23 protein-coding genes are annotated in these 24,470 nt (G+C 34.9%); 12 read left to right on the plus strand and 11 right to left on the minus strand.

Annotated features, from left to right (window positions below):
• Nucleotides 1-106 precede the first annotated feature (106 nt).
• Nucleotides 107-622 (plus strand): gamma carbonic anhydrase family protein, encoded by a 516-nt coding sequence (locus AAGD72_RS04960; RefSeq protein WP_341814703.1) that lies wholly within the window; start codon nt 107-109, stop codon nt 620-622.
• A gap of 40 nt (nt 623-662) precedes the next feature.
• On the opposite strand, the gene AAGD72_RS04965 is transcribed toward AAGD72_RS04960, so the two are convergent.
• Nucleotides 663-1,907: a hypothetical protein gene (locus AAGD72_RS04965; RefSeq protein WP_341814704.1), complete on the minus strand. Its 1,245-nt coding sequence runs from the start codon at nt 1,905-1,907 to the stop codon at nt 663-665.
• 51 nt (nt 1,908-1,958) lie between these two features.
• Nucleotides 1,959-2,748, minus strand: a protein-coding gene (locus AAGD72_RS04970; protein ID WP_341814578.1) for an IS5 family transposase whose coding sequence is annotated in 2 segments (ribosomal slippage) — nt 1,959-2,486 and nt 2,488-2,748 — 789 coding nt in all. Because the reading frame shifts where the segments join, the coding sequence is not laid out codon by codon here.
• A gap of 188 nt (nt 2,749-2,936) precedes the next feature.
• Here AAGD72_RS04970 and AAGD72_RS04975 point away from each other — a divergent pair.
• The 5 genes from AAGD72_RS04975 (at nt 2,937) to AAGD72_RS04995 (ending at nt 9,994) form a co-directional block, all read left to right on the plus strand.
• Entirely contained in the window at nt 2,937-5,378 is a 2,442-nt protein-coding gene (locus tag AAGD72_RS04975; protein ID WP_341814705.1) for a valine--tRNA ligase, read from the plus strand.
• Between the two features lie 67 nt (nt 5,379-5,445).
• On the plus strand, nt 5,446-6,747 hold the full coding sequence (locus tag AAGD72_RS04980) for a hypothetical protein (RefSeq protein WP_341814706.1): 1,302 nt from the start codon (nt 5,446-5,448) through the stop codon (nt 6,745-6,747).
• Between the two features lie 387 nt (nt 6,748-7,134).
• Entirely contained in the window at nt 7,135-8,442 is a 1,308-nt protein-coding gene (locus AAGD72_RS04985; RefSeq protein WP_341814707.1) for a hypothetical protein, read from the plus strand.
• A gap of 30 nt (nt 8,443-8,472) precedes the next feature.
• Nucleotides 8,473-9,147 (plus strand): orotidine-5'-phosphate decarboxylase, encoded by a 675-nt coding sequence (gene pyrF / locus AAGD72_RS04990; RefSeq protein ID WP_006280567.1) that lies wholly within the window; start codon nt 8,473-8,475, stop codon nt 9,145-9,147.
• A gap of 49 nt (nt 9,148-9,196) precedes the next feature.
• On the plus strand, nt 9,197-9,994 hold the full coding sequence (locus tag AAGD72_RS04995) for a hypothetical protein (protein WP_155968486.1): 798 nt from the start codon (nt 9,197-9,199) through the stop codon (nt 9,992-9,994).
• Nucleotides 9,995-10,186: 192 nt separating this feature from the next.
• Here AAGD72_RS04995 and AAGD72_RS05000 read toward each other — a convergent pair whose 3' ends face one another.
• A complete protein-coding gene (locus AAGD72_RS05000) occupies nt 10,187-10,339 on the minus strand; it encodes a hypothetical protein (protein WP_341814708.1) in 153 nt (50 codons plus the stop codon).
• 7 nt (nt 10,340-10,346) lie between these two features.
• Nucleotides 10,347-11,303: an IS5 family transposase gene (locus tag AAGD72_RS05005; protein WP_341814569.1), complete on the minus strand. Its 957-nt coding sequence runs from the start codon at nt 11,301-11,303 to the stop codon at nt 10,347-10,349.
• A 682-nt stretch (nt 11,304-11,985) separates the two neighbouring features.
• On the opposite strand from AAGD72_RS05005, the gene AAGD72_RS05010 reads away from it, so the two are divergent.
• Nucleotides 11,986-13,185, plus strand: coding sequence for a phage major capsid protein (locus tag AAGD72_RS05010; protein ID WP_151807876.1), 1,200 nt, complete (start codon nt 11,986-11,988; stop codon nt 13,183-13,185).
• 389 nt (nt 13,186-13,574) lie between these two features.
• Here the strand turns inward: AAGD72_RS05010 and AAGD72_RS05015 are convergent, their stop codons facing one another.
• The 3 genes from AAGD72_RS05015 to AAGD72_RS05025 are packed head-to-tail and all read right to left on the minus strand — an operon-like array spanning nt 13,575 to nt 15,581.
• Nucleotides 13,575-14,216 (minus strand): amino acid ABC transporter ATP-binding protein, encoded by a 642-nt coding sequence (locus AAGD72_RS05015; protein ID WP_012673115.1) that lies wholly within the window; start codon nt 14,214-14,216, stop codon nt 13,575-13,577.
• On the minus strand, nt 14,200-14,847 hold the full coding sequence (locus AAGD72_RS05020) for an amino acid ABC transporter permease (RefSeq protein ID WP_007548901.1): 648 nt from the start codon (nt 14,845-14,847) through the stop codon (nt 14,200-14,202). Before AAGD72_RS05020 ends, AAGD72_RS05015 begins: the two co-directional genes overlap by 17 nt.
• Nucleotides 14,847-15,581, minus strand: a complete 735-nt coding sequence (locus AAGD72_RS05025; RefSeq protein ID WP_341814709.1) for an ABC transporter substrate-binding protein — start codon at nt 15,579-15,581, stop codon at nt 14,847-14,849. Before AAGD72_RS05025 ends, AAGD72_RS05020 begins: the two co-directional genes overlap by 1 nt.
• 124 nt (nt 15,582-15,705) lie before the next feature.
• Between AAGD72_RS05025 and AAGD72_RS05030 the strand changes: the two genes are divergently transcribed.
• Nucleotides 15,706-16,161: an arginine repressor ArgR gene (locus AAGD72_RS05030; RefSeq protein ID WP_010081874.1), complete on the plus strand. Its 456-nt coding sequence runs from the start codon at nt 15,706-15,708 to the stop codon at nt 16,159-16,161.
• 53 nt (nt 16,162-16,214) lie between these two features.
• Here AAGD72_RS05030 and tatC read toward each other — a convergent pair whose 3' ends face one another.
• On the minus strand, nt 16,215-16,976 hold the full coding sequence (gene tatC / locus AAGD72_RS05035; RefSeq protein ID WP_341814710.1) for a twin-arginine translocase subunit TatC: 762 nt from the start codon (nt 16,974-16,976) through the stop codon (nt 16,215-16,217).
• Nucleotides 16,973-18,091: a type I glyceraldehyde-3-phosphate dehydrogenase gene (locus AAGD72_RS05040; RefSeq protein WP_341815136.1), complete on the minus strand. Its 1,119-nt coding sequence runs from the start codon at nt 18,089-18,091 to the stop codon at nt 16,973-16,975. Before AAGD72_RS05040 ends, tatC begins: the two co-directional genes overlap by 4 nt.
• A gap of 109 nt (nt 18,092-18,200) precedes the next feature.
• Between AAGD72_RS05040 and AAGD72_RS05045 the strand changes: the two genes are divergently transcribed.
• From AAGD72_RS05045 to AAGD72_RS05055, 3 genes are all read left to right on the plus strand, one after another.
• Nucleotides 18,201-18,476 carry a hypothetical protein gene (locus tag AAGD72_RS05045; protein ID WP_341814711.1) on the plus strand — a complete coding sequence of 92 codons (276 nt, stop codon included), beginning with the start codon at nt 18,201-18,203 and terminating at the stop codon, nt 18,474-18,476.
• A 194-nt stretch (nt 18,477-18,670) separates the two neighbouring features.
• Complete coding sequence (locus tag AAGD72_RS05050) at nt 18,671-19,204, plus strand: HK97 family phage prohead protease (RefSeq protein ID WP_182320246.1); 534 nt, start codon at nt 18,671-18,673, stop codon at nt 19,202-19,204.
• Nucleotides 19,205-19,331: 127 nt separating this feature from the next.
• Nucleotides 19,332-21,056, plus strand: coding sequence for a hypothetical protein (locus AAGD72_RS05055; protein WP_341814713.1), 1,725 nt, complete (start codon nt 19,332-19,334; stop codon nt 21,054-21,056).
• On the opposite strand, the gene AAGD72_RS05060 is transcribed toward AAGD72_RS05055, so the two are convergent.
• Both AAGD72_RS05060 and AAGD72_RS05065 read right to left on the minus strand, forming a co-directional pair.
• Nucleotides 21,040-22,215 carry a CCA tRNA nucleotidyltransferase gene (locus AAGD72_RS05060; RefSeq protein WP_213862916.1) on the minus strand — a complete coding sequence of 392 codons (1,176 nt, stop codon included), beginning with the start codon at nt 22,213-22,215 and terminating at the stop codon, nt 21,040-21,042. The two genes, AAGD72_RS05055 and AAGD72_RS05060, sit on opposite strands and share 17 nt — an antisense overlap.
• A 75-nt stretch (nt 22,216-22,290) precedes the next feature.
• Nucleotides 22,291-23,235, minus strand: coding sequence for a hypothetical protein (locus AAGD72_RS05065; RefSeq protein ID WP_341814714.1), 945 nt, complete (start codon nt 23,233-23,235; stop codon nt 22,291-22,293).
• 117 nt (nt 23,236-23,352) lie between these two features.
• Between AAGD72_RS05065 and ychF the strand changes: the two genes are divergently transcribed.
• The gene (gene ychF / locus AAGD72_RS05070; protein ID WP_341814715.1) at nt 23,353-24,447 is read left to right on the plus strand and encodes a redox-regulated ATPase YchF; all 1,095 of its coding nucleotides are present in this window, start codon (nt 23,353-23,355) and stop codon (nt 24,445-24,447) included.
• Nucleotides 24,448-24,470 lie beyond the last annotated feature (23 nt).

Below are 24,470 nucleotides of genomic sequence, written 5' to 3' on the forward strand. Positions count from 1 at the left end.
GCAGTACAAAGCACGTAAGTCAAGAACATCTGTCACCCAAGTAGTTTGAAATCTAAGACTGCTTACCTTATTTTGATTAACATATGCATAAAACTTTGGGCTTAATATGTATCACATTTTAAAATACAAAAATTATGAACCAAAAATAGACGAAAGTGCTTTCATCGCAGGTGGTTCGCATATCATAGGCAAGGTTGAAATAGGAAGAAATGCAAGCATCTGGTTTAATTGTGTGGTCAGAGGGGACGTTGGATCAATAAAAATAGGTGATGGAACAAATATCCAAGACGAGACGGTAATTCATGTGGATAGAAACCCAGGTGGTGACACAATTATTGGCAGCATGGTAACAGTGGGACATTTTTGTATGTTGCACGCATGCACGGTGCATGATAAAGCGTTTATTGGTATGGGCTCTACCGTGATGGACCATGCAGTTGTGGAGCCTGAAGCTATGGTAGCTGCTGGCTCACTGGTAACACACGGAAAAGTGATAAAAAGTGGGGAAATATGGGCTGGCAGGCCAGCAAAATTCTTCAAAAAAATGTCGAATGAAGAAATTAAACATATCGCGCAGTCGGCACAAAATTATATTATGTTAATGAAGGAATACAAAAACTGAAGTTCGCGTCAAGTGTTTTACTTGACACGTACGTCTCAGCTCAACAAACTGTGTTAAGCTGCCTTGTTTTTCCCCCACTTACTCCTTGCACTTCCGCTCCATTCACTTGAGTACTAGGTAATGCTGCATATGTAATACTACCAACTGCGAGTGTAGATACTACTGCTATACCAACCATTACCCAAATATCTAATCTCACTGTACGTTCAAGTGCAGTAAATGCTATCAGTCCAGCAGCAAGACCCATACCAACAGTAGCAGTGTACCGTGCTCCATTGCCTTGTTTTGGTTGCTCAGTTGTTTTGTTTTTAGCTTCTAATTCTTTATTTTTCTGCATTAACTGCTGAACTTGAGAAGTTTTAGTTTTTAAGTCGTTCTTCAGGCTTTCAACTTCAGCATTTGGTTGGTTTATTTTAGCTTCTAATTCTTTTATCTTATCCTCTTTATCTTTTAACTGAGCAGCATCTGGTCGGTTGCTTAACTGTGCCTCTAAATCTTTTATTTTCTCGTCTTTATCTTTTAACTGAGCAGCATTTGGTTGGTTGTTTAACTGTGCTTCTAAATCTTTTATTTTATTTGTTAGTGTTGTTTTTTCACCCTCTAACTTCGTAACAGCAGCATCTGGTTGAGCTTTTAATGCTGTTATTTTATTCTCTTTCTCTGTTAACTTTTGCTGTAACGCCACGGCATCTAATGCTTCCAATTCTGTTATTTTAGCATTTTTCTCTTCTAACTGCTGCTGTAACGCTGTAGAATCTATTGCCTTTAGTTTTTCCACTTCAGCTTCTAAGTCTTGTTTTTCCTGCTGAGCTGTGTCCAATTGAGTTTGTAATTCTGTTTTATCGTTCTTAGCTTTCTTATTTGCAGCTTCTAGTGCATTTATTTCATCTTTTAATTCTTTTATGAAATGTTTAGATATGTTCACCTGAAGCTCATCCTCACTAAGACCCAACTGATCTTTTATCTCTTGTAGTTGAGAACTATTATATGTACCATTGTCACCGCATTCGAAATGACATGTGCCATTGCTCGCAATTGAACTTGCATACACGGTTACAATACTATTATTCGTTTGTTCTTCTTGAGGATACAAACCAGTAATATGTATTCGTTTATCATTTAGCGTAAAACTCGCAAAGAACTCCTCATTAATTACGTTGTTATCCCCATCTATGTTTTTATACTCTTTAAATTTTTCATAATCGCTTCCTGGAATGATAAGCTGTATTTTCTGATCATTTTCTTCACCAACTAACTTTATTGTACCATTAATCTCTGTAAGCATATTAAACCTCAATATATATGATTAACATTACATAATACCCTTAGAACCTGTTTAAAATCTTCGTAATAGGAGAGAAATGAAGGAAAGGACAATCATTTGCAAGCTGGTATTGAGTTTACGTTCGCAATTTTTCCATAGCCGTCTACACTTTTCTAACCAAGCAAAAGAACGCTCAACAACCCATCTCTTTGGCAATACAACAAAAGAATGTAATTCACTGCGCTTTATTACCTCAACAGTTGCACCAATAATATCTTTTATTTGGGTTGCAAAAATTTTTCCTGTGTAGCCTGCATCAACCAATATATTTTTGACTTCAGAAAGGGTATCTTTAGCATTTTCAACCATTCTTACAGCGCTACTACGATCAGTTACTTCTGCTGTTGTTACATAAATTGCATGTGGTAGACCTTGAGTATCAACTGCAATATGACGCTTTATGCCTGAAATCTTTTTACCTGCATCATAGCCCTTTTTTTCAGCAGTATCTGTGTTTTTAACACTTTGAGCATCAATTATACAGAAGCTAGTTTTCTCTTTCCGACCATTGTTGATACGGATCTCTCCAACCAATTTTTTTTAAAACTAATTCCAACAAACTTGGTTCTTCTCCATTCTTTTTATTCCACATTTGAAAATAGTAATATACGCTTTCCCACCTTGGAAAATCTTTTGGCAACATTCTCCACTGGCAACCACTTTTTAGGACGTATAACACTGTACGAAATACATCATACAAATCAAGTTTTCTTGGTCTCGTTTTCTTCCTGCTACTCTCTAGTATTGGTCTGATTTTTTCAAATTGCTCTCGACTTATATCACTTGGATAATTTTTACGCATAGATATACCTCATTCTTAATCTACCACTATTTTACCTCATCTCTCCGAGATTTTAAACAGGTTCTTAGAACCTAAGGTCAAGTAATATTTTTATCATAGCATAGAAAATTTATGTTCGTAAACAAAAAATTTTGGCGTAAAATTGCCGTAATTGTGCTAACTTAGAGCTTAAAACTTAAGAAATATTTATGTTAAAAGAAAAATACGGCTTTAAAGAAATTGAAGACAAATGCAACATATTATGGGAAGGAAGTAAAGTTTATAAATGGAATGGTGAAAAGGATAACACTTTTACTATAGACACACCTCCACCGACAATATCGGGTAAATTGCATATTGGCCATATATTCAGCTATTGCCATACAGACTTTATTGCAAGGTTTCAGCGCATGCTGGGAAAAGATGTGTTTTATCCAATTGGGTTTGATGATAATGGGCTTCCCACCGAAAGATTGGTTGAACAAACCTATAAAACCCGTGCAAAAGAAGTTGGCAGAGAAAAATTTATAGAGATGTGCCATGAGGTTATTGAAAAATCAAAGCAAGAATTCAAGGAACTATTTAAATCGGTCGGCATTAGTTATGACTGGGATTTGGAATATCACACGATCAGCAAGGAAACTGTGACGCTTTCACAGATGTCGTTTATTGATCTATATAATAAAGGGTATGCATATAGAAAAATGCAGCCCATCCTTTGGGACCCGGTTGATAAAACAGCAATTGCGCAAGCAGAAATAGAAGATAAAGTTTTTGAGTCATCCTTAAACACGATAGTTTTCTCTACTCAAGAAAATGAGCAGATCAATATTGCAACTACGCGACCTGAACTACTTCCAGCATGCGTTGCAGTTTTTTGTCATCCAGAGGATACGCGCTACACTCATCTGATCGGAAAAACAGCGGTAGTGCCAATAACAGAGGAGAAAGTTCCAATAATAGCAGATGATAAGGTTAAAATAGATAAAGGCACCGGGCTTGTTATGTGCTGTACGTTTGGTGATGAACTCGACATATATTGGCAGCAAAAGCATAATCTGCCGATGAAAATTATCATCGATCAGGATGGGAGGATGAACCTTCATGTTTGGATGACAAACAACATACTAAATGAAATAAATGGACTAAAAATTGTAGCAGCAAGAAAGAGGATGATCGAAATCCTAACTGAGAAGGAGTTACTAATAGAAAGCACTAGCATTTCTCATTCTGTCAAATGCGCAGAAAGGTCTGGTGCACCACTTGAGATATTGCCTACTTATCAATGGTTTATCAAGACCTTAGAGCAAAAAGCTCAAGTATTAGATAAAGTAAAAGAATGCAATTGGCATCCAGCTACTATGCGTAAACGCATGGAAGTGTGGATAGAAGGGCTAAATTGGGACTGGTGCATCTCAAGGCAGCGCTATTTTGGTGTGCCATTTCCAGCATGGTATTCCAAACGTAAGGGAGAAGAAGGTAAAATTATTCTAGCTGAAGTAAAGGACCTGCCTATAGATCCACTCAAAGATTTGCCAAAAGGGTATAGCAAAGAAGAGGTTATCCCAGATCAAGATGTAATGGATACCTGGGCCACAAGTTCAATTACTCCTCAACTGAGTGCACTGGCAGTAAACAGTGAGTTTAGCTTACCAAATCATCGCTATAATACAATATTTCCTGCAGATCTGCGCAGCCAGAGCCATGAGATAATAAGAACTTGGGCTTTTTATACTATTTTAAAGGCATATTATCATGCAAATTCTTTACCTTGGAAAAACATTATGATTAGCGGTTGGTGTTTAGCCGATGATAAGAAAAAGATGAGTAAATCAAAAGGTAACATCATTACTCCTCATGTAATACTTGAAACTTATGGAGCTGATGTAGTGCGCTATTGGGCAGCGAACTCAAGGCTTGGAGTTGATACAGTCTACTCTGAAAATATATTCAAAATTGGCAAGCGCCTCGTTACAAAACTTTGGAACGCTAGCAAGTTTGTTTCCATGTTCATGGAAAAGCATCAAACAGTAAGCATAAATTCCATCAGTGAGACGATGGATAAATGGATATTGTCTAAGCTGTACAAAGTAATAGGTAGAGCAACGAATAACCTATTACAGTTTGAATACTGCGAAGCTTTGAGTGCAGTAGAAGAATTTTTTTGGAAGGATTTTTGTGATAACTACTTGGAATTAGTAAAAAAACGCGCGTACGGAAGCAGTGAAGCAACCTTCAGTGTAAAACAAAGTTTGGCATATGTACTGAATATTATTTTGCGGTTATTTGCACCTTTCTTGCCTTACATTACAGAAGAGATATACCACCAGTTGTATAGTTATAATTCTGTACACAATCAAAGTAATTGGCCGAGCAAAGAAGAACTTATCTACGATAAATATTCAGAGGAAATGGGAGATAATGTTATTCAGATATTAAACATTATCAGAAAGATGAAGGCAGATAATAATGTATCAGTTAAGCATCTGATAAAAAAGTTGATGATAAAAGCGAGCGTACAAGAGGATAAGTTGGATCAATCCGCACAGGATGATTTGCAGGCAGTGTGCAATGCGGAAACGATAGAGTGGATGCAGTCTGAGCTTGAAACTGAAGACGGGAAATACATAGTGAATATAGACTTATACTGATTTTTATAGCTTCACTTCCTTTGATATCTATGCTATCATAGTCATTATTGGTTGTGAGAGAATAATAATGGGGGATTTATATAATAAAGCCAATGCACCATATCTTATAGCTGGTGCTCTTGCTACTTTGGTATTGCTTGCGTCTGGGACACTTGCTGTTGCCCCTTATGTTAAGTTCTTGTCTTCAGTTGCAGCCTTTAATGTAGCTCTTCCTGTTGCTTTGAGTTTGTCTATACTTTCTATTTTGGTGCTTGCACTTTCATGTAAAATAATTAGTAATAATAAGAAAATAGAGGTTGAGAAAAATAAATTTGCTGAAAAAGAGCAAGAGTTAGAAAGCGTAAAACAACAATCAGAGAGTAGGGTACAAGAGTTAGAAAGTAAAATAGCTCTGGGAGAAAAAGCTAAAGAAGCTGTAAATAAAGAAGTGAAGGAATTAAAAGATCAATTAACTCGAGAAAAGCAAGATTTGGAAAGCGAAATTGCAGGGTTAAATAAGGAAATAGAGCAGTTAAAGACACAACAAGATGATGCACAGCAAAAATTAGATGATGCTACAAAAGAGTTAAATAATAAAGGTAATCAAATCCGAGAATTAGAGGGTAAGATAGGTGCCCTTAATAATAAGAACAAAGATTTACACGATGAAAATACAGAATTGAGTGCAAAAGTAAAAGGTCAGTTAAAACATAAGGAGGAGATGCTTTCTCTTGAACACCAAGAGTTACGTGATGAAAATACAAGATTGAATGAAAGAGTAGATTCTTTAATGGAGGAATTGTGTCAATGCAAATTAGAAAGTGAAAAGAATAAGTTATGTTTAAAGTCAGAATATGAAGATGAGTTACGCTTAAGATTGGAATATGAAGATGAATTAAACTTGGAATTAGAACATAAAAGTAGGGAAGCTTCTTCTCTGCGTACTCAATTAACTATGTTAAGAAAAAAAGTAGAAGTAGAAGAAGTAAAACAATTAAAAACTTTAGAATCGGAAGAACAACATGAGAGCTCAGAAAGCGACATAGAAGAATTAGAGAAGAAGTTATGCCAGTCGGAAAAGGAAAAGAAAGAATTAGAAGGTAAAGTTAGTGATGAACGTCAAAAGCGCACTGATCTTGAAAGTAAAGTTGATAAATTGTGTACAAAGGAGAAAGAGTACTTATCTAAAATTGAGGAGCTGAAAAAGGAGTTATTATCTTTACAAAAAGAAGAGAAAGAATCTGATAACACATTAACAACAGTGAAGGATGATCACGATAATAAGGTGAAAGAATTAAACAGTTCACTTTTGGAGCAATCCTCTCAAATAGAACAACTTCAAGAAGATTTGTCGAAAAAGAAACAAGAAGAAGTGCTTTTTTTGCAATAGACGATAGAGTATATAACAGATGAGGTAGAAAAATTAGTAAGGGAAAATGAAGTGATCAGAGATGATGATAAAAAAGTAATATTACAAGTGATTCAAGCAATAAAGTCCGTGTTAGTAGAAGAAGTTGCACAATATTTGCCAGGCGAAACGTCTGTTTCTTCATTTGTGGAAGATCCTGGATATACCAGTGGATGTTCTACCCCGACCAACAGCTGCCACACATTTTGAGTACAGTTGTACACTGGATACATAAAACCTTAGCCATTTTTAGCTAGCAGACTGAAGATGGGAAGTTTGTTGTAGGTGCAGCACTATAATTCCTCCACAGATAAGAGAATTTTAATAAATATATACAAGACTGCTGAACGTGGGGGGAGGAGGGGAGTAATGAGCAATTTGCTTAGTGAGGCTAACACATTTTATTTTATAGCTAGTTCCTTAGCTACTCTTACGTTACTTACATCTTTAGCGCTTATTGTAACTTCTAATGTGCCTCTTCCTCTAATTCTTGCTTTAGCTACATTATCTGTTTTGGTGCTTGCACTTTCGTATAAAATAATTAGTAATAATAAAAAAATAGAGGTTGAGAGAAATAAATTCGCTCAGAAAGAGCAAGAGTTAGAAAATAAAATAACTCTGGAAAAAGAAGCTGAAAAAGCTGCAAACAAAGAAGTGAAGAATCAATTACATGAATTAACTAGAGAGAAGCAAAATTTAGACAAGAGAGCAAAAAAATTGAATCAGAAAGTAAATGAATTGGACAAAACAAGAAAGGAAATAGGTAAGCTTAATGAGCAGGAAGAGAAATTAAAACTTGAAATCTCATGTTTAAAGAAACAGTTGGAAGAAAGAAGTAGATTTATTGCAAAGCTGAAGATGGAAGTGGATGATAATAAACATTTAGAGCTAGAGAATAAGGGGTTAAATGATAGAATAGAAACGTTACGTGAAGTACAAAAGGCACTACGTGAGAAAAAACATGAACTTAGTGAAAAAGTAGAGGTATTGAATAAGGAAAAAAATAAACTTTCTAAAGAAGTAAAGGAATTACGCGAAGAACAAGAAAAGCTGTACACAAGCTTAGATAAGCTACAATGTAAAATTAAAGAGGTCAACAAAGAAAAAGAGGATTTACGTCAGGTTTTATCTTGCAGTTATAGTTGGCAGGAGTTCAGCGAGGAAATGGAACGCTGTAGTAGCAGGGAGAAAAGAATGAGAGAAAGTTGTAGCAATGAGTTGAAAAGATTAGAAGATTTAATTTTAGAGAAATCCTCTGAAATAGAACAACTTGAAAAAGATTTGTTGAGAGAGAAGGAAGAAAAAATGTCTTATGTGGCAAGGATAACAGAATATATGTTATGCAAGTTAGAAGAATCAATAAAGAGAAGTAAAGTGATCAAAAATGATGATAAAACAGTAATATTACAGGAGATTCCAGTAATGAAGTCTGTACTGGAAGAAGTTGTACAAGATTTGCGAGGCAAAACATCTGGGAAAGATTCTGAATATGCATCATTACCAGACGAAACATCTGTTCCTTTACATGCAGGAGATCCTGGATATGAGTCTGAGGAAGATTCTGGATATAACAGTCGCTCATCCACTCCGATCAAATTGCCAAATTCACTATTGACAGAATCTTATGAACGCAGTCAGTTCAATCAGAGTGAAAGTATTTGCAAAACACAACAATGAGTCTTATTATAAGATAAATCATGCAAGATAATGAACCCAATAATATGCGCACTGGATACACAAGACTTAAATAAGGCTATTTCTCTAGCTAATGCTCTGCGTGGTAAAGTTGGCATGGTAAAGCTGGGATTAGAATTTTTTGCTGCTCAAGGTCTTTCTGGAGTGCAAGAAGTTGCAAAATGCAATGTACCAATTTTTTTAGATCTGAAATTGCATGACATTCCAAACACTGTAGCCAAAACAGTTGAAGTAATAAAAGTTCTGAACATTGAAATGTTAACTCTGCACATCAGCGGTGGAACAAAAATGCTTGAAGAAGCGCTAAGTGTAGTGCAAGGCACAAAAATAAAGCTGATTGGAGTGACAGTGCTAACTAGTATGAGCAATGAGGATTTAAACGAGCTTGGAGTAGCAAGAGAGGCAAAATCACAGGTAATTTTGCTTGCAAAGCTTGCAAAAAAGATTGGACTCCATGGAGTAGTCTGTTCTGCACTAGAAGCTCAAGAAGTGCGCCGAGAATGCGGTGAAGACTTTAAAATTATTACTCCAGGAATTCGTATAGATCCAGGTCATGACGACCAAAAAAGAACAGCAACACCAAAAGAAGCAATAAATTCAGGAGCTGATTATATCGTCATTGGCAGACCCATTACAAAAACTACAAGTAGTGCGGAGCTAATATTGAAATCCATGAAAGAATTTTAATATAATAACTTAATTTATAAAAATACTAACATATTAATTAGGAATAAGCATGAGTAATATCAATAGAATAATACGCGAAGTAATCAAGGAATTCCGCTCAAAATTACCAGATAAGGAAATAGAGGAATATTCTGGCAAATTGAATAAGCTACATATCTACCAGTGCAATAAGCATATAATAGAAAATAAGAAGCTATATCATTATACAATAAATGGGAAAACCCATGCTATGGGTCAGCATGGGCATAATTTTGTCAAGAGTTTAGAAGTTATCTTGAGGAATAAGCCACAAATTTCCTTAGAAGAGGTAATTGATTTTATGGAAAAAATAATTAATTTTGGTATTGATAGTTGTTATGGAGCATTTGAGATGATATTTGAATCTCGCTCTGGTGTTACAATAGATGATGCAGTTAATTTTGTAAAAGATAGCTTATCTAGTAAATTTTATAGATTCCATGGCAGTGGGATTTTCAAAGTAATATTAGAACTTAATCCAGAGAGCTCTCTTGAAGAGATAGAGAAACAATTTAGCAAAGTAGTAGATCCTTACTTTCTTAATGCTTGGAGTCGAGAAAGTGAAAGGGCTTTTGCTAAGATATGTAGGTTATGTAGAGAAGGACATGTGGAGAATATGCAGAAATTTGATTTTAGCAATTTTAATTTAGATCAAGATAGTGCTGGAGCATTAAGAGCACTGTTACAGTATTGTGTTGACGTTTCTAATCAAAAAGCTTTAGGTGATTCACATGAATTGCATAGAGAAGAGATGGAGGGGATATATAAATTTGATGATAATTACGATTTAAATTTAGATAGTGATCATAATGATAGTATCTGGCATTGAAATTATACTACAATAATAAAATAACTGGATAAAAATTATCACCAAAAAAATTCAAAAAAGTGCTTGACATAAAAGAACGAACATTATATAGTGTCATTATCTTTTATTTTACCTCGCTTAATTTAATTACTGGATTAAGCTTACAGTACTAAGCGTGGCACAAAGTGCCACGCTATTTTCCGGTTTACATTTTCAACAGATAAAAAATGATGCCATTTCAGTGCCAAGCACATAACTGTACGGATATTCATTTTTAAAGGTAAATTGCACAACAGATGATGTCATTCCAGTGCTTGACACTGGAATGGCTTTGTTGCATCGCTCTTCGGATAGTAGGTAACGCACAATAAATTTATGAAGCTATCTCAAATTTAGCCATACCAATATCAGTGAACTTATTGAGCAAATAGCATTTAACAAGTAGTTCCTTCTCACGATTAATCTCAGATTTGCTCCTAAAACTAAACCCAAATATTCGCTTCAACCTTGAGAAAAATCCTTCAATATACGATCTTTTTCCGTAATTTACTTCTTCTTTCCATCTTTTTATACCATTCTCACCATGTAATTTCATTAACTGAATAGCGGCATTTCTATCAAGCATATAATCCAATTTTGGATGCTCTGCTGCGTTGTTTTTCGGAGGAATTTTCGTTTTTATACCATATTGATTACACAGCTTATAGAGCTTTTCTCTATCATATGCCCTATCTGCATATAGTACTTTTATGACATACTGAAAATCGACTTCTTTTAGCAAATCACAAGCTCCATAGTGATCAGAGTAGACACCATTACTGTATTTTACAGCTATGGCTTTTTTGCTGTTTGTATTCAACATTACATGCAATTTTCTTGTCTGTTCATAGCTGCGATACTTTCTATCTTCGCTATTTTCCTTGCTATGACCAGGAGTGTTGTTGTATATACTAATTCCTGTACTGTCTATAGCAATTTCGATATCTTCCATATTATTTTTATCAATTCTGCAATCATTGATCTTAATATTAAGTTTCTTAAACCTTCTTGATGATTGTGAATAGCTGATAACTTGCAAATTTTTCCCAATTTGCTCAAGGTATCCTGCTATAAACCCAACTGTTTGCCTCAGGCCTATTCTAAATAAACAAGTTATTATGTGCACCAAAATTACAACTTTATCGCTATAAATATTGTTGCCACCTGGTATTTTTGGACCATTCTCGTACCACTTTTCTATGGCTTCGTTGATATAATGAAAAATATTTCCTCTTTTTTCTAGAAATTTGTTATATTCGCTATGGTTACTGACCCTCATTTTTTGTGGCATATTTTTTCTTTCAAGGTTAAATGGCTATTTTATAATGAATTTTGTCAGTAGCCACCAGATTTTTTCAGTTGCTATGCAACAAAGCCCACTGGAATCCAGAAATTTTGCTTATAACTGAGCTGATGAGCTAAAGGTAGTTGTCTTACGCTAAAACAAACGTTTTTAATTAAGTTGCATAGAAGCTGGATCCCAGTGGGCTTTGTTGCATCGCTACTTATGAAAGGCTAACTATAATTAGGATTATAAGCAACTTATTGAAAATCTTGTTTTTTTTGCAATCAATCTGATCAAATTTAAGAATAGTAACTTGTTATTTATATTAATAAATTTAATTCTATTGAAAATAGCTAAAGCATTGAAATTCTTGAATTTTAGCCGGATTAGTGAGTGGTAGTGAAATTTCTTTTACTCAAATTTAGGTATTCACTGACCGTTCTTGTTATAAATACCAGAATAATAAGCTACTGATATTCTCCACCTTTTTTATCTTTAATCCATCATAGCTAGCGATGCAACAAAGCCATCCCAGTGTCAAGCACTGGGATGACAAGAAAGGGAGCACTGGAATGACATCGTTTACTATGTACCATATTGCAATATTCGTACAACTGTGGGAAACATCTATGGATGCCATTCCTATTACCTTATTTCCATTTTTATTTCATTTTCAAAGGAGGCTATTATGTCACTTACCGATATCGCTCACCGTATCAATGAACTCGCTTCATCATGGGAGCAATTTAAATTAATAAATGATCGCAAACTAAAAGAAATTGAAAGCAAAGGGCGTGCTGATTCTGCAACAATTGAGCAGCTATGCAAGGTAAATAATGCCATTGATAGTTGCAAAGAGCGTTTAGACTTGATCGAAACTGCAGCTCAACGCCCAGAAGTAAATACAGATTTTAGCACAAGCGATAAATATTTTTCTGATTATATCCGCAAGGGAATGGAAAGCGGTTTATCACACAAAACCCTCAGTGGAGATGACAGTGATATCGGAGGGTATCTAGTTACTCCGCATATTGTAAAACGCATAAACAAGCGCGTAACTGATTCGTCCCCAATGCGACAAATATGCTCCAGTCAAAGAATCTCTACTGAAACATTGGATTACATTATAGAAGATTTTGACCGCGCCGGTGCAGGTTGGAGCAGTGAAACAGTAGATGATGAGGACGGTGGCAATAAGTCTAAGTATGATTTTGCAAAAGATACGGACACGCCCAAAATCCAAAAGATTTCCGTCACAACTTACGAGTTATATGCTCAACCACAAATATCACAAAAGTTACTCGATGATGCGTTTGTCGATGTTGAGAGTTGGCTGGTGGAAAAGATTGCCGAGACTTTTAGTAAGGAAGAAAGCGAAGCCTTCATTAAGGGTGAGGGCACTTTTCAACCAAAAGGAATTTTAGCTTATGAAAATGGAAACAGTTATAATAAAATAGAGCAAGTTAAAACTGAAAAATTAGATAGTGATTCAATAATGATGTTGTATTACTCTCTGGACGAATATTATTCCAAAAATGCGTCATTTTTGATAAACAGGAGTACGTTGAAGGATATCAGGCTGCTAAAATCTCAAACAGGTCAGTATCTCTGGCAGCCAAGTCTGTCGCTTGAAGCTCCAGATACTTTAATGGGAATACCAGTATATCAATCTGCCGATATGCCACCAGCGCCAAACAATCAGCTACCAGTAATTGCGATGGCAGATTTCAAACAAGCTTATAAGATTGTAGATAACAGAGGAATGAGAATATTAAGAGACCCTTATACGAATAAACCTTATGTGAGGTTTTTTGTCACTAAGCGTGTCGGCGGAGAGGTTGTAAACACCAGTGCTATTAAATTGTTGAAAGTTGCGAGCAAGTACTAAAAACTTCCGCAGCATCATCTTTATAGCTGATCAAAGCAACACGTCATACCGCGATTCATTCCATAACTGTACGAACATTGTGATTTTGGCCCATCAGGAGGGTGTCATCCCAGTGCTTGACACATATAGCTAAACTGACTTAGATTTACCGACAGTTTGAAAAACAAAAATTCGTCATTCCGCTACTTGTTAGCGGAATCTATGCTGAGATATCGCGGCGGTATGACGTAGGAAAACCTTTCTTGGGTTAGCTATAGTTTGCTATATTATGTGATTTTATTTTTAGCGTTGCTTCTTATATTATGTAATTTATTTTCCATAATGTATATTATGTAATTTTCGATGCTAAGATCTGTTATAGCTCTCAGTATGATATGAGTGATTCTCTTTTAATAATTATTTTTTAAATAGTTTGTTGGTTCATCAATTTCTTTAGGATTGATATCTACAATTATTTTTCCGTTTTTTAACAGAATAATCCGATCTGATATTTTTGTTAAAAAATCCAAATTGTGAGAAGCGATAATCATAGTAATACCCATATCTCTAACTGATTGTAATAGTTCCACAACGTCGACTATTGTTGCTACATCTAAACCAGACGTTGGCTCATCGCATAATAGAATCTTTGGATTCATCATTAAACTTCTGGCAAGCGCAACCCGCTGTTTTTGCCCACCAGATAGATTATTAGGGTAATCATTTTTTTTAGAGGCAATACCCAAAGACTCAAGTAGTGAATAACTTTGATCCTGAGTTTTATTTTTAAGCTTGGGAGCGTATGTAAGATTTTCCCAGACAGTCATATGTGGGAAAAGTTGAAAATCCTGAAATACAAAACCAGTACTATCATTGCATTCAATGCTACCAGAATCTAAAACTTCGAGTTTTTGTATACAACGTAACAATGTTGATTTACCACTACCAGAAGGACCAGCAAGACCAACTATAGATTGTTCTATAATCAGGTTAATATTATTAAGTACTGGAATATTATTAAATAATTTACAAACATTATGCATTTTTATCATATATACCTTTCTGTTCAATCTTTTTGCCTATATATTCAATTAGTAATACAAGAGCGTAATAATAAGCCCCAGCAAGACAAAGTGGTATAAAATAAGTAAATTGTTCTGCTGCAAGCATTTGCGCAGAGCGCATAATATCAACACCACCAATAGTAGAGATTAATGCCGTTTCTTTAAGGAGTGCAATGATCTCATTTATCATTGCAGGAAGAATATTTTTAATAACTTGTGGTAATATAATATCTCTCCACATATAGAAACTAGGTATTTGTAAAGTTTTAGCTGCTTCAAACTGGTTTTTTGATATAGTTTCAATACCAGCTCGTAAAATCTCAGCAATATAAGCACAGCTATTTAGACCAAATGCTATAATGCCAGCACTAAATATGTTTAATTTAATTCCTGCAATGGTTGGAGTCATAAAATAAACAACACTTAACTGTAATATAAGGGGGGTGCCACGTATTACAGATATAATTCCATTAATTAATGGAATACAGATCTTATTATATCTGAGTACTGAAAATAACCCTCCTAGACTCATACCTAAAAGCAGTCCTCCAATCAATAATTTTAAAGTAAAGGCAAGGCCTGTTCCAACAAACAAGAAATTAGAAATTAATTCTTGCATCAGTTATCTCCTAGCCATTTTTCTGCTATCTTTTGTATTACACCTTTACTTTCTAAACTTTTTAACGCCTCGTTTATTTTATCCTTTAAATCAGATCCTTTATTCACAGCAATAGAATAACCATTATCTGACTTAGCGATGGCTGACCATGATAGACCAGGATTTTTTTTGCTAAATACTTTACCTTGGAATTCATCAATTAGGACGCTATCAACATGACCAGACTTTAATGTTTCTACAGCTTGATTATTATTGTCTATAGCAATAATTTGAGCTGTTGTAGGAACATGCTCTTTTAGCCAAATTTCCATGACAGTTCCTAGTTGAACGGCTATCTTCTTGTGAGTTAAGTTGTTTATACCGGCTATGGGTTTATTTTTGTGATATAGAATACCAAATTCCCCTGTATAATAACTATTTGAAAAATCAAAATTTTTTTCACGCTCTTCTGTGCTACCAATAGTAGATATAGCAGCATCTACAGAATTACTTTGCAATGCTGCAAATATAGTACTAAACTGCATATCTTTAAATATCGCTTCTTTACCTAACTCTTTTGCTACTAATTGAGCAAGCTCAATGTCAAAGCCAGTAAATTTACCATTTTCATAATATTCAAAAGGTGGATAATCTGCAGAAATTGCAAATCTAATGATAGTATCGTGTTTATCTTCCTTGCATCCTGTTAATAGAATACTTATCACTATAATAGCATTTAAAATATATTTTTTCATATTACTAATTTATATTCATGTTTTATTCATCTTATGAGTATAGACATTAAAAATTGAATAGTCAAGAATAATGAATATAATTTCAAATATACTTATTACATATTCAATATGAGGAAAATGCATAATGCATGACAACACACTAGGTGAACATATTTTAAATATTATTCAAAATCACGAAATTTTAGAGCAGAGCGATTTACAGACCTTGCTTAAAGAAAGAGGGCATAACATTCCTCAGGCTACTTTATCAAGAAAATTAAAAAAACTTAAAATTGCCAAAGTTGCTGGTATGTATAAAGTAATTGACATCAACCAATATCGATTACCATTAATACTTAATATGCAAATTTCGGATTTTGGTTTAATAGTACTACACACTCAACCAGGACAAGCTAGCAGCCTAGCTTACTTTCTAGATCAGAAGTATGTTATTTATTCATTAAACAATAGCAAAAACATAGGAATTATAGGAACTATAGCAGGTGATGATACAGTATTATTGATCATCAAAAGTAAGGCTGAACTTAACAAAGTATTACAATCAATTTATGAAACATTTCCATATTTAAGTCCTGAATAAGAATGTTGTAAGTTAAAAATGTGATATAAAGGAGATAAGAGGGATTCCTTTGTTTAAATCTTTGTCTTCTTTTTTTCAATATACCTACATATCAGAATGGACAATTCATATAGAATCAGCATTGGTATTGCAAGCCCTACTTGGCTTAATACATCAGGTGGAGTTAAGATTGCAGCGATAATAAAAATTACCACTATCGCGATTCTGCGTTTATTTGACAAACTTTGTGTAGTTAGTAACCCTACTCTCACCATTAATGTGAGTATGACTGGAATTTGAAATGCAGTGCCAAATGCAAACATAAATTGGAGAACAAGGTCTAAATATTCGCTAACTGATGGCATAAACTCTATTGGTATACCGAAGGATTTACCACTATGTTCAAAAGTGATAAAAAACTTCCAGGCTAAAGGAAATATATAGTAATAGACTACAGTAGCTCCCATTACAAATAAAACCGGTGTTGCAATTAAGTATGGCAACAACACTGCCCTTTCACTTTTATATAACCCAGGTGCTAAGAACATATAGAATTGCCATGCAAACACAGGAAAGGAGAGCAAAAGTGCACTCATTATTGCAACTCTAAGATACACAAAAAATGCCTCTGTTAAGTCTGTGTAAATTAAAGAAAAACCTTCACTACCTTTTGTTGCTTCTATTAAAGGTGCAAGTAAAAAACGGTATATATTTTCCTTAAAGTAATAACAAAAACCAAAAGCAACGCAAAAAAATAGAAAGCAAAAGATAACTCTTTTTCTGAGTTCCGCAAAGTGCTCATAAAATGAAGCATACTTGTTTGGGTTTCCATTCATACTTTACTATGGCTCAATAATGCTATATCTAACATTCTCAGCGAAAAAGCCCACTCATTGTCATACCACGCTGCAACCCTGCATATATCACCTGTAACATATGTACCAGTTAAATCCACAATTGCACTATAAGGGTTATGCACAAAATCTATTGAGACTAAAGGTTCCGCGCATATAGAAAGTACATTTGACATTGGATAACCCTCTGTCATCCTAGTACCCTCTGATGTCATCTTAGTACCCTCTGATGTCATCCGAGTAGCTGACACCGGGATCCAGAAATTAGATTCCAGCGTCACGCGCTGGAATGACGTAGAGGAGAGAGCTGCATCCTTAAACATTTCATTGATTTCTTTAACGGTCACTTTCTTATCAGTCGTAAATTTAAAATCAACCATAGAAACATTGCTAACCGGAACTCTGACGGCAGTGCCATCTAGCTTTCCTTTTAATTCAGGGATGACAGAACCAATTGTTTTTGCTGCCCCGGTTGTAGTTGGCACCATAGATAATCCGCAAGCCCTTGCTCTACGCAAATCTTTATGATTACCATCAAGAATATTTTGATCATTCGTGTAGGCATGTATAGTAGTCATAAAACCGCTTTTTATGCCTAAACCAGAATGTAGGACTTTCACAATCGGAGCAAGGCAATTTGTAGTGCAAGAACCTGCTGATATCACTTTATGCTCTTTTTCGAGCATATCGTTATTCACACCATAAACTATAGTGACATCAGCATCCGGAACTGGAGCAGAGACAATTACTTTCTCTGCATTGTGCCTTATTGTTTCTTCACGTTTGTTGAATGCACCAGTACATTCAAGTATTACATCAACATTCCAAGGAATATTTTCAGGGCTCCGTTCTCTATATAAAGAAAACTTTTTGCCATTTATAGAAATCCAATTTTGAGACTCATTAAAATCAATATCACCACTGAATTTGCCATGAACAGAATCATATTTAATCAAATGTGCATGCTGCTCAGCACCGAGCGATCCATTGACAGCTACAACTTCTATTTGTTTGCTATATTCTTCTATTTCGAAAATAGCACGCAATACGCCTCTGCCTATTCTACCCAGGCCATTAATTCCTACACGAATCGTCATTTCTTCATTCAAAAAATTTAATTATAGAGAATTATCTTGATTAAAACTATAACATCATGTAATAGCAACATTTAAACTTTAATAGGAGCTAATTATGAGTATAAAAGAATTGCAACAAAAGCTGCTCGCAACAATCTCAGGTAGTCCTTCTACAAGACTGGAAAATGTTACCATCGAACCAGTCATGAGAAATGCTAGATTAGAAGAGTTAGGCCGAAATGCTGATCGTCCTTCTACAAGACTGGAAAATGTTACCATCGAACCAGTCATGAGAAATGCTAGATTAGAAGAGTTAGGCCGAAATGCTGATCGTCCTTCTACAAGACTGGAAAATGTTACCATCGAGCCAGTCATGAGAAATAATAGATTACATTTAGTAGCATAACATACAGCCAGCTACCCTTCCCCCTACTTTCATTCCAGCGCGTGACGCTGGGATCTTTATTGCTTTCATAGTCTCTTTATTATTTTGTAACTAAAAAAAATACTTCCCCCTTTTAGAGCGCTGCATATAATAGAATTATATCGCAGTGCATTGCGAAACAAAATTCCCAATACCATAATCTACAAGGAGGCTTTATGAATAAGAAATTTCTCTATTCACCATTGTCAATAAAAAGCATAGGAGAAAACGGTGTATTTTCTGGTTATGCTAGCGTTTTTAATATAGTTGATAAACAAAATGATCTGATATTGCCTGGAGCATTTAAGGAAAATTTAAACAGAAATAAAATAAAACTCCTTTGGCAGCATAATCCTGACGAACCTATAGGTAGTATCATAGATATTTACGAAAATGATGTTGGTCTATATATAATTGCACATTTACTTTTGGGTATTCAGAAAGCAGAAGAAGTGTATTTGATGCTCAAAGCTGGAGCAATTAACGGACTTTCCATCGGCTATATACCTATAGAGTATGATGTTGATCATAAAAGCGGAGCTAGAGTGTTAAAACAAGTGGAATTATGGGAAGTCAGTTTGGTCACTTTTCCTGCAAACTTAGCTGCTCAGGTAATCAATGTGAAAAATCAGAACAATGAACAGGAAGTGTTAGCAAGAGCGATAGGAAAAGCAAATGCTGTACTTACAGACATGTGTATTTCTGCTTAAAGTGTATTACGCAGGCAAAGACTTTACCATAATTTAACACCTGCGTTAGTATTTATTATACTAATATATATAACTTTATCACTGTTAAAATTTTCTGTAAATTAAAGTTAAAAAACAAGGTAATTTTATGCCAAATATTAATAATACGGCTAATTATGAAATTAATGTTAAACGAAAGGAAAAAAAATACAGTTGGTCTACTGTATTTGCTTGGTTGTTTCTAAAAACGATTGGACGAATATTGCCCAAGAGATGGAACAGATGGGCAGAAAATATTTTGTACTACGATAAAACTACTGCAAACAATGAAGTTCAAACTGATGCTTTTAAGACAATAGATGGAAGTGTTCAAGTTGACTTAAAACCTGAAGTAGCAGTAAGAGAGAGCCAAAGTGGAGTAATAAGTAAGGATGGAGAGGTTCAAACTAATAAAGTAACATTTCACGATATAGCAATGCAGACCGAATACGTCGAAACAACGGATAAAAATAGTGATCAAGCACAGCAGGTTGAAGACTTACAATCAAAAAATGGCTTATTGGAAGTGAAAATTGAAGAATTGCGATCTATAATCATAAGGCTTAAAGCGGACTTACAATCAAAAAATAGCTCGTTAAAAAAGGAAAATAGAGAATTGCAATCTATAATTATAAGACTTAAAAAGAATTATAGAGAATTGGTAGAAGTTACAGATAAACAAGAGAAAGAGTTTTTAGTAAAGTTGAAGGCAAAATCTGAGATGATAGGGTGCCAGGGAAGAGAATTAACTGAACTCAGAGCAGAATTTACCAAAAAAATAAACGAGCTTTTTGAAAGGGTGGAAGAAGTCAGGAAAGAAAAATCGAAGAAAAAAAAAGAAGAGTTACAAGAGCAAGTTGAACATCTGAATGCAAAATTAGAAAGAGCAAGAAATGTTGCAATATTTTCTATTGGAGAGCGTACAAAAACACTTGATGAAAATCTGACATTAAAAAATCAACAAATTGAAAGTTCACCAGCTAAAGATGAACAACAAAATGGGAAGTTAACAGAGAAAGATACACAAGGGCAAACAAAAACTAAAGCGCCAGATACAGTGAGTACAGTATCTACTGCAAAATCAACTACTGGTTCTATGAAGTCAAAAATTCCAAAGGGTTTATCTAAGCTTCGTGGGAATGAGAATTGCGATAAATTTTTATCTGATAAAAATAAAGAGTTGAAAAAAAGTTTTTCTGAATTTGAAAAGAAATACTTTTGCCATAACGTGCTTAATGAAACTATAAAGTCTCTATCAAATCAAGATGATGGCAAATTTGAAAGCAGTAAGCTGCTTGAATTATTAGAAAGTAATTTGAAACAATCCGCAAGGGAGATCATAGAAGCTAAGGTTAAAGAAGTTGTCAACGAACATTGTAACATTGGAAAAAATATGGGTAAAGAACTACGAGATGACACGTTAAAAGCCAAGTTGTCACCTTCTGTTAGAAAATGCGTAAAAAAATTAGAATTTAACAAACAAGAAGGGGTAAATAAGATTGTAGACTCTATCTTGCACAGCTTTAATAGCAAGAATAATAATAATAACGACTCAGGAGAATTGCTTAAAGAAATTGTTACAGGAAAATTAACAGAGGCTAAAATGAAATGTTTTTCAAATAAGATTCAAGAGTTACAACTGGCATTAAGCATAAGAGATAAATTTTTATCTCCAGATCAGGGAATGTGTAATCAAACTCAAGGAGGAGTAAACGAATATCAATTAACAGAAAAAGCTAAAAAAGAACATATACCTAATTCCTCTATGAGTTCCCCTAATATTGCAAGCATACATTCATTAAACAGTCAGAAAGCAGTTAGAATAGGCTCTTAGCATAAAGCACCAGCTCCTCTTTTGTTAAAGTGTAGGAGCTATCTTCCCAATGTTGTTTTAGCAATTCCAAGTTTCTACCTAAACTTTTTCCTGGCTGGTGACCTATACTTATTAAATCATCGCCAGATAAAGGAAATTTTGGAATATTGAATGTGTTAGCAAATGAAATGTATTCATCAACATTTTCTCCAGACTCAACACCACAAATTTTCACTAAATCACAATATAATTCTCTACCAAATAAAGATATGTATTTTTTTTGCTCTTTTTCTGAGAGTTCTGTTTTGATATCGTTGGATAGTAAAAATAGCAGCTTTTTCTTTTGCTTGTTCGAAAGACGTAAAAATTTGCTTACATATTCTCCAAGACTTAGCCTGTCATTTTTTTTAGTAGTCCTAAGGAGTAACGCTAATTTTACTAGTGCATCAGTGCCCAAAAGAAGTGGCGAAGACAGAATTTCGCATTTTACTTCTTTTGGGATAATCTTTTGCAAAACATCAGATTCTTGCATGCTCTTAAGTGTTGGAAAAGGATCATTGCACTCCAGCAATTTAAGTATTTCATCTCTTATTCTCTCTCCAGAGAGGTTTTGAATCATATGCGAATGCTTTTTGCATACGTTTAGTATTTCATCACTCAAATCTCCGACACATATTTTTGCATGAAAACGAAATGCTCTTAAAATACGTAGATAGTCTTCTTTAATTCTATCTTCAGCGTTGCCTATAAAGTTTAACCTTCGCGCTTTTAAGTCCTCTATACCACCAAAGTAGTCATATATATGGCCATGCTTATCTGCATACAGAGCATTAAATGTAAAGTCGCGCCTTGAAGCATCCGCTTGCCAATTATTGGTAAATTCTACTTTTGCATGCCTACCATCACATTTCACATCATGCCTTAGTGTTGTGATCTCAAAAGATCTTTGATTTAGAACCGCAGTGATAGTTCCATGTTTTAAGCCAGTTGGAATAGTTTTAATATTACGGAGTTTTAGCGCTTTAATCGTTTGATTGGGAAGCAAATTAGTAGCTAAATCGATGTCGTGGACATCACGCTGCAAAATTGAGTCTCTCACACACCCGCCGACAAGCCTAGCCTCACCACCAAATTCCTCTATGGCATCAATAATTAAACTAGTCTCATGGTCAACTTGCATTTAGGTTAGTACGTACTGCAAGTTCATATTATATGAAATGCTTGCAAAAGCCCTATATAAAAATATACAGGGCTATTAAGATTTTACAAGTTGTGGTGCTCGTTGTTGATGAAATGGTTCTGCCATCGATTCCGTACCACATCTTAGTAAACTTGAAGGGTTTTGCTGCTCTATGCGCTGCTTTATATCACTAACGCACTGCCCTACAACATCACCAATTTTTCCATCAGCATTTTCTGCCAATAACTTATCAAATCCCTTTTCAACCTCTGCTCTCTCAGAGATATCCTTTGAAAGGTTACAATACTCTAAGATCTCGTCTAACTGAAGCTTTTTTGCTAATAGGAAATCTTCTTGTTCTTGCTCTTGTTTAAGTTTGGTTTCCTCTTGCAGTTGTTTTGCTAAACTTTTGTTTATATCAAGCAATGGTTCGAAATGAGAATAGCCTTTGTTTATTATATGCACAATACTACTATCATTATAATCAACTTTATTGTATTCACCTGCACTTTTTGAACCTGAATTGTCTATTAATTCATGCAAAAACCGATCTTGTTGGGTGTCAATAGCATGCAATGGGTTACTCTCTATAACATGTAATTTTACACCATACTTTTCACAAAGTATCCTAGCTTCAACATAAGAGCTACCCCACCTACCGTTACGCATAATGTCTGCTGTATAATCATCTACAGTTTCACTACGGTGCTGGCCATTGTTATCATAACCATTGGCAATTGCATCTGTAAACCACTTTGGTGGATTCTTTTGTGCAAATTCCCTACAATCATTTCTTAATTTTTCGGCAGTAACTTGCTCTCCTGTCTGTTGTTCTAGACTTTGCCTGAACGAGTCAAAAAAACAGCTTCCATTACCAATTGCTTGTCCTACATAGAAATTGTCAGGGTAAGGGTTACTATTTAAAAGAGTTATTTCTTGCCCTGAGATCCTGGGCCTTTTTATTCCAACCTCAACATCATGAAAGTCACTTGGTAGTTTCCGTTTCTTAGCTGTAGTCATAGTTTTACCTTAATTTAAGCTATATATTACTATACCAACAAAATTGTCAATAAGCGACTAATTAAGTATAGCAGAAATTTTTAAATTATGCAATAGTTATAATTTTACATAGCAAATATGAGTTTTAACTGCGGTATAGTTGGGTTACCAAACATAGGAAAATCAACCTTATTTAATGCGCTTACAGAGTCAAGTGCAGCCGAAGCTGCAAATTATCCTTTTTGCACAATCGAGCCAAATATAGGCAAGATTTCGATAAAAGATCAACGTTTGAAACAAATCGCAGCAATTGCAGGCTCAGAGAAGGTAATCTACAACCAATTAGAAGTTGTAGATATTGCAGGTCTGGTAAAGGGTGCGAGTAAAGGCGAAGGGCTCGGCAATAAATTTTTAAGCCATATCAGAGAAGTTGATGCCATCGTTCATCTGCTCAGGTGCTTTACGGATGACGATATCAGCCATATACACAGTAAAATAGATCCAATATCAGATGCTGAAGTGGTAGAAATGGAATTAATCCTAGCTGATATTGATAGCATAGAAAAAAGGCTTCCTCAATTGGAAAAGAAAGCAAAGCAAAGTGATAAAGAGCTAAAGAGACAACTTGAATTAATGCAAGAGGTATTAGCTACTTTAAAATTAGGTAAACCTGCAAGAAGTTTGGAGAATATCGATGGAGATGAGATGAAGTTGCTTCAATTGCTGACAACAAAGCCCGTTATGTACGTCTGCAATGTTGAAGATACAAATGTTATAACTGGCAATGAACTATCTAAAAAGGTAGAAAAAATGGCGGAGGAAAATAAAAGCAAATTTTATTGCATTTCAGCAAAACTCGAAGCAGATATTGCAAATCTTGATAGTGAAGAGGAAAAACAGAGTTTTTTATCAGAATTTGGCTTACAAGAATCAGGCCTTGATGGAGTAGCGCGTATTATGTATGAAGTGCTGAGTATGATAACTTTCTTTACTGTAGGCCCCAAAGAAGCACGGGCATGGCCAGTAAAAATAGGATCAACAGCCGATAAAGCAGCAGGTGTAATCCACACTGATTTTGAGAAAGGCTTCATAAAAGCAGAAACCATAAGCTTTGCAGACTACATAAAGTATGGAAGTGAACCGGCTTGTAAAGACGCAGGAAAAATTCGCTTTGAAGGCAGAGATTACATCGTGCAAGATGGTGATATAATGCACTTTAGGTTTAATGTGTAGTAATTTATCCTTTCTATTGGTTT

This window comes from Wolbachia endosymbiont (group A) of Chalcis sispes (assembly GCF_964026765.1).
Lineage (GTDB): Bacteria > Pseudomonadota > Alphaproteobacteria > Rickettsiales > Anaplasmataceae > Wolbachia > Wolbachia pipientis.

Excerpts from the sequence above, each read along its gene's own strand:
- AAGD72_RS04960 (WP_341814703.1), top strand. The coding sequence starts at position 107 with ATGTATCACATTTTAAAATACAAAAATTATGAACCAAAAATAGACGAA.
- AAGD72_RS04965 (WP_341814704.1), bottom strand. The coding sequence starts at position 1,907 with ATGCTTACAGAGATTAATGGTACAATAAAGTTAGTTGGTGAAGAAAAT.
- AAGD72_RS04975 (WP_341814705.1), top strand. The coding sequence starts at position 2,937 with ATGTTAAAAGAAAAATACGGCTTTAAAGAAATTGAAGACAAATGCAAC.
- AAGD72_RS04980 (WP_341814706.1), top strand. The coding sequence starts at position 5,446 with ATGGGGGATTTATATAATAAAGCCAATGCACCATATCTTATAGCTGGT.
- AAGD72_RS04985 (WP_341814707.1), top strand. The coding sequence starts at position 7,135 with ATGAGCAATTTGCTTAGTGAGGCTAACACATTTTATTTTATAGCTAGT.
- pyrF (WP_006280567.1), top strand. The coding sequence starts at position 8,473 with ATGAACCCAATAATATGCGCACTGGATACACAAGACTTAAATAAGGCT.
- AAGD72_RS04995 (WP_155968486.1), top strand. The coding sequence starts at position 9,197 with ATGAGTAATATCAATAGAATAATACGCGAAGTAATCAAGGAATTCCGC.
- AAGD72_RS05005 (WP_341814569.1), bottom strand. The coding sequence starts at position 11,303 with ATGCCACAAAAAATGAGGGTCAGTAACCATAGCGAATATAACAAATTT.
- AAGD72_RS05010 (WP_151807876.1), top strand. The coding sequence starts at position 11,986 with ATGTCACTTACCGATATCGCTCACCGTATCAATGAACTCGCTTCATCA.
- AAGD72_RS05015 (WP_012673115.1), bottom strand. The coding sequence starts at position 14,216 with ATGATAAAAATGCATAATGTTTGTAAATTATTTAATAATATTCCAGTA.
- AAGD72_RS05020 (WP_007548901.1), bottom strand. The coding sequence starts at position 14,847 with ATGCAAGAATTAATTTCTAATTTCTTGTTTGTTGGAACAGGCCTTGCC.
- AAGD72_RS05025 (WP_341814709.1), bottom strand. The coding sequence starts at position 15,581 with ATGAAAAAATATATTTTAAATGCTATTATAGTGATAAGTATTCTATTA.
- AAGD72_RS05030 (WP_010081874.1), top strand. The coding sequence starts at position 15,706 with ATGCATGACAACACACTAGGTGAACATATTTTAAATATTATTCAAAAT.
- tatC (WP_341814710.1), bottom strand. The coding sequence starts at position 16,976 with ATGAATGGAAACCCAAACAAGTATGCTTCATTTTATGAGCACTTTGCG.
- AAGD72_RS05040 (WP_341815136.1), bottom strand. The coding sequence starts at position 18,091 with ATGACGATTCGTGTAGGAATTAATGGCCTGGGTAGAATAGGCAGAGGC.
- AAGD72_RS05050 (WP_182320246.1), top strand. The coding sequence starts at position 18,671 with ATGAATAAGAAATTTCTCTATTCACCATTGTCAATAAAAAGCATAGGA.
- AAGD72_RS05055 (WP_341814713.1), top strand. The coding sequence starts at position 19,332 with ATGCCAAATATTAATAATACGGCTAATTATGAAATTAATGTTAAACGA.
- AAGD72_RS05060 (WP_213862916.1), bottom strand. The coding sequence starts at position 22,215 with ATGCAAGTTGACCATGAGACTAGTTTAATTATTGATGCCATAGAGGAA.
- AAGD72_RS05065 (WP_341814714.1), bottom strand. The coding sequence starts at position 23,235 with ATGACTACAGCTAAGAAACGGAAACTACCAAGTGACTTTCATGATGTT.
- ychF (WP_341814715.1), top strand. The coding sequence starts at position 23,353 with ATGAGTTTTAACTGCGGTATAGTTGGGTTACCAAACATAGGAAAATCA.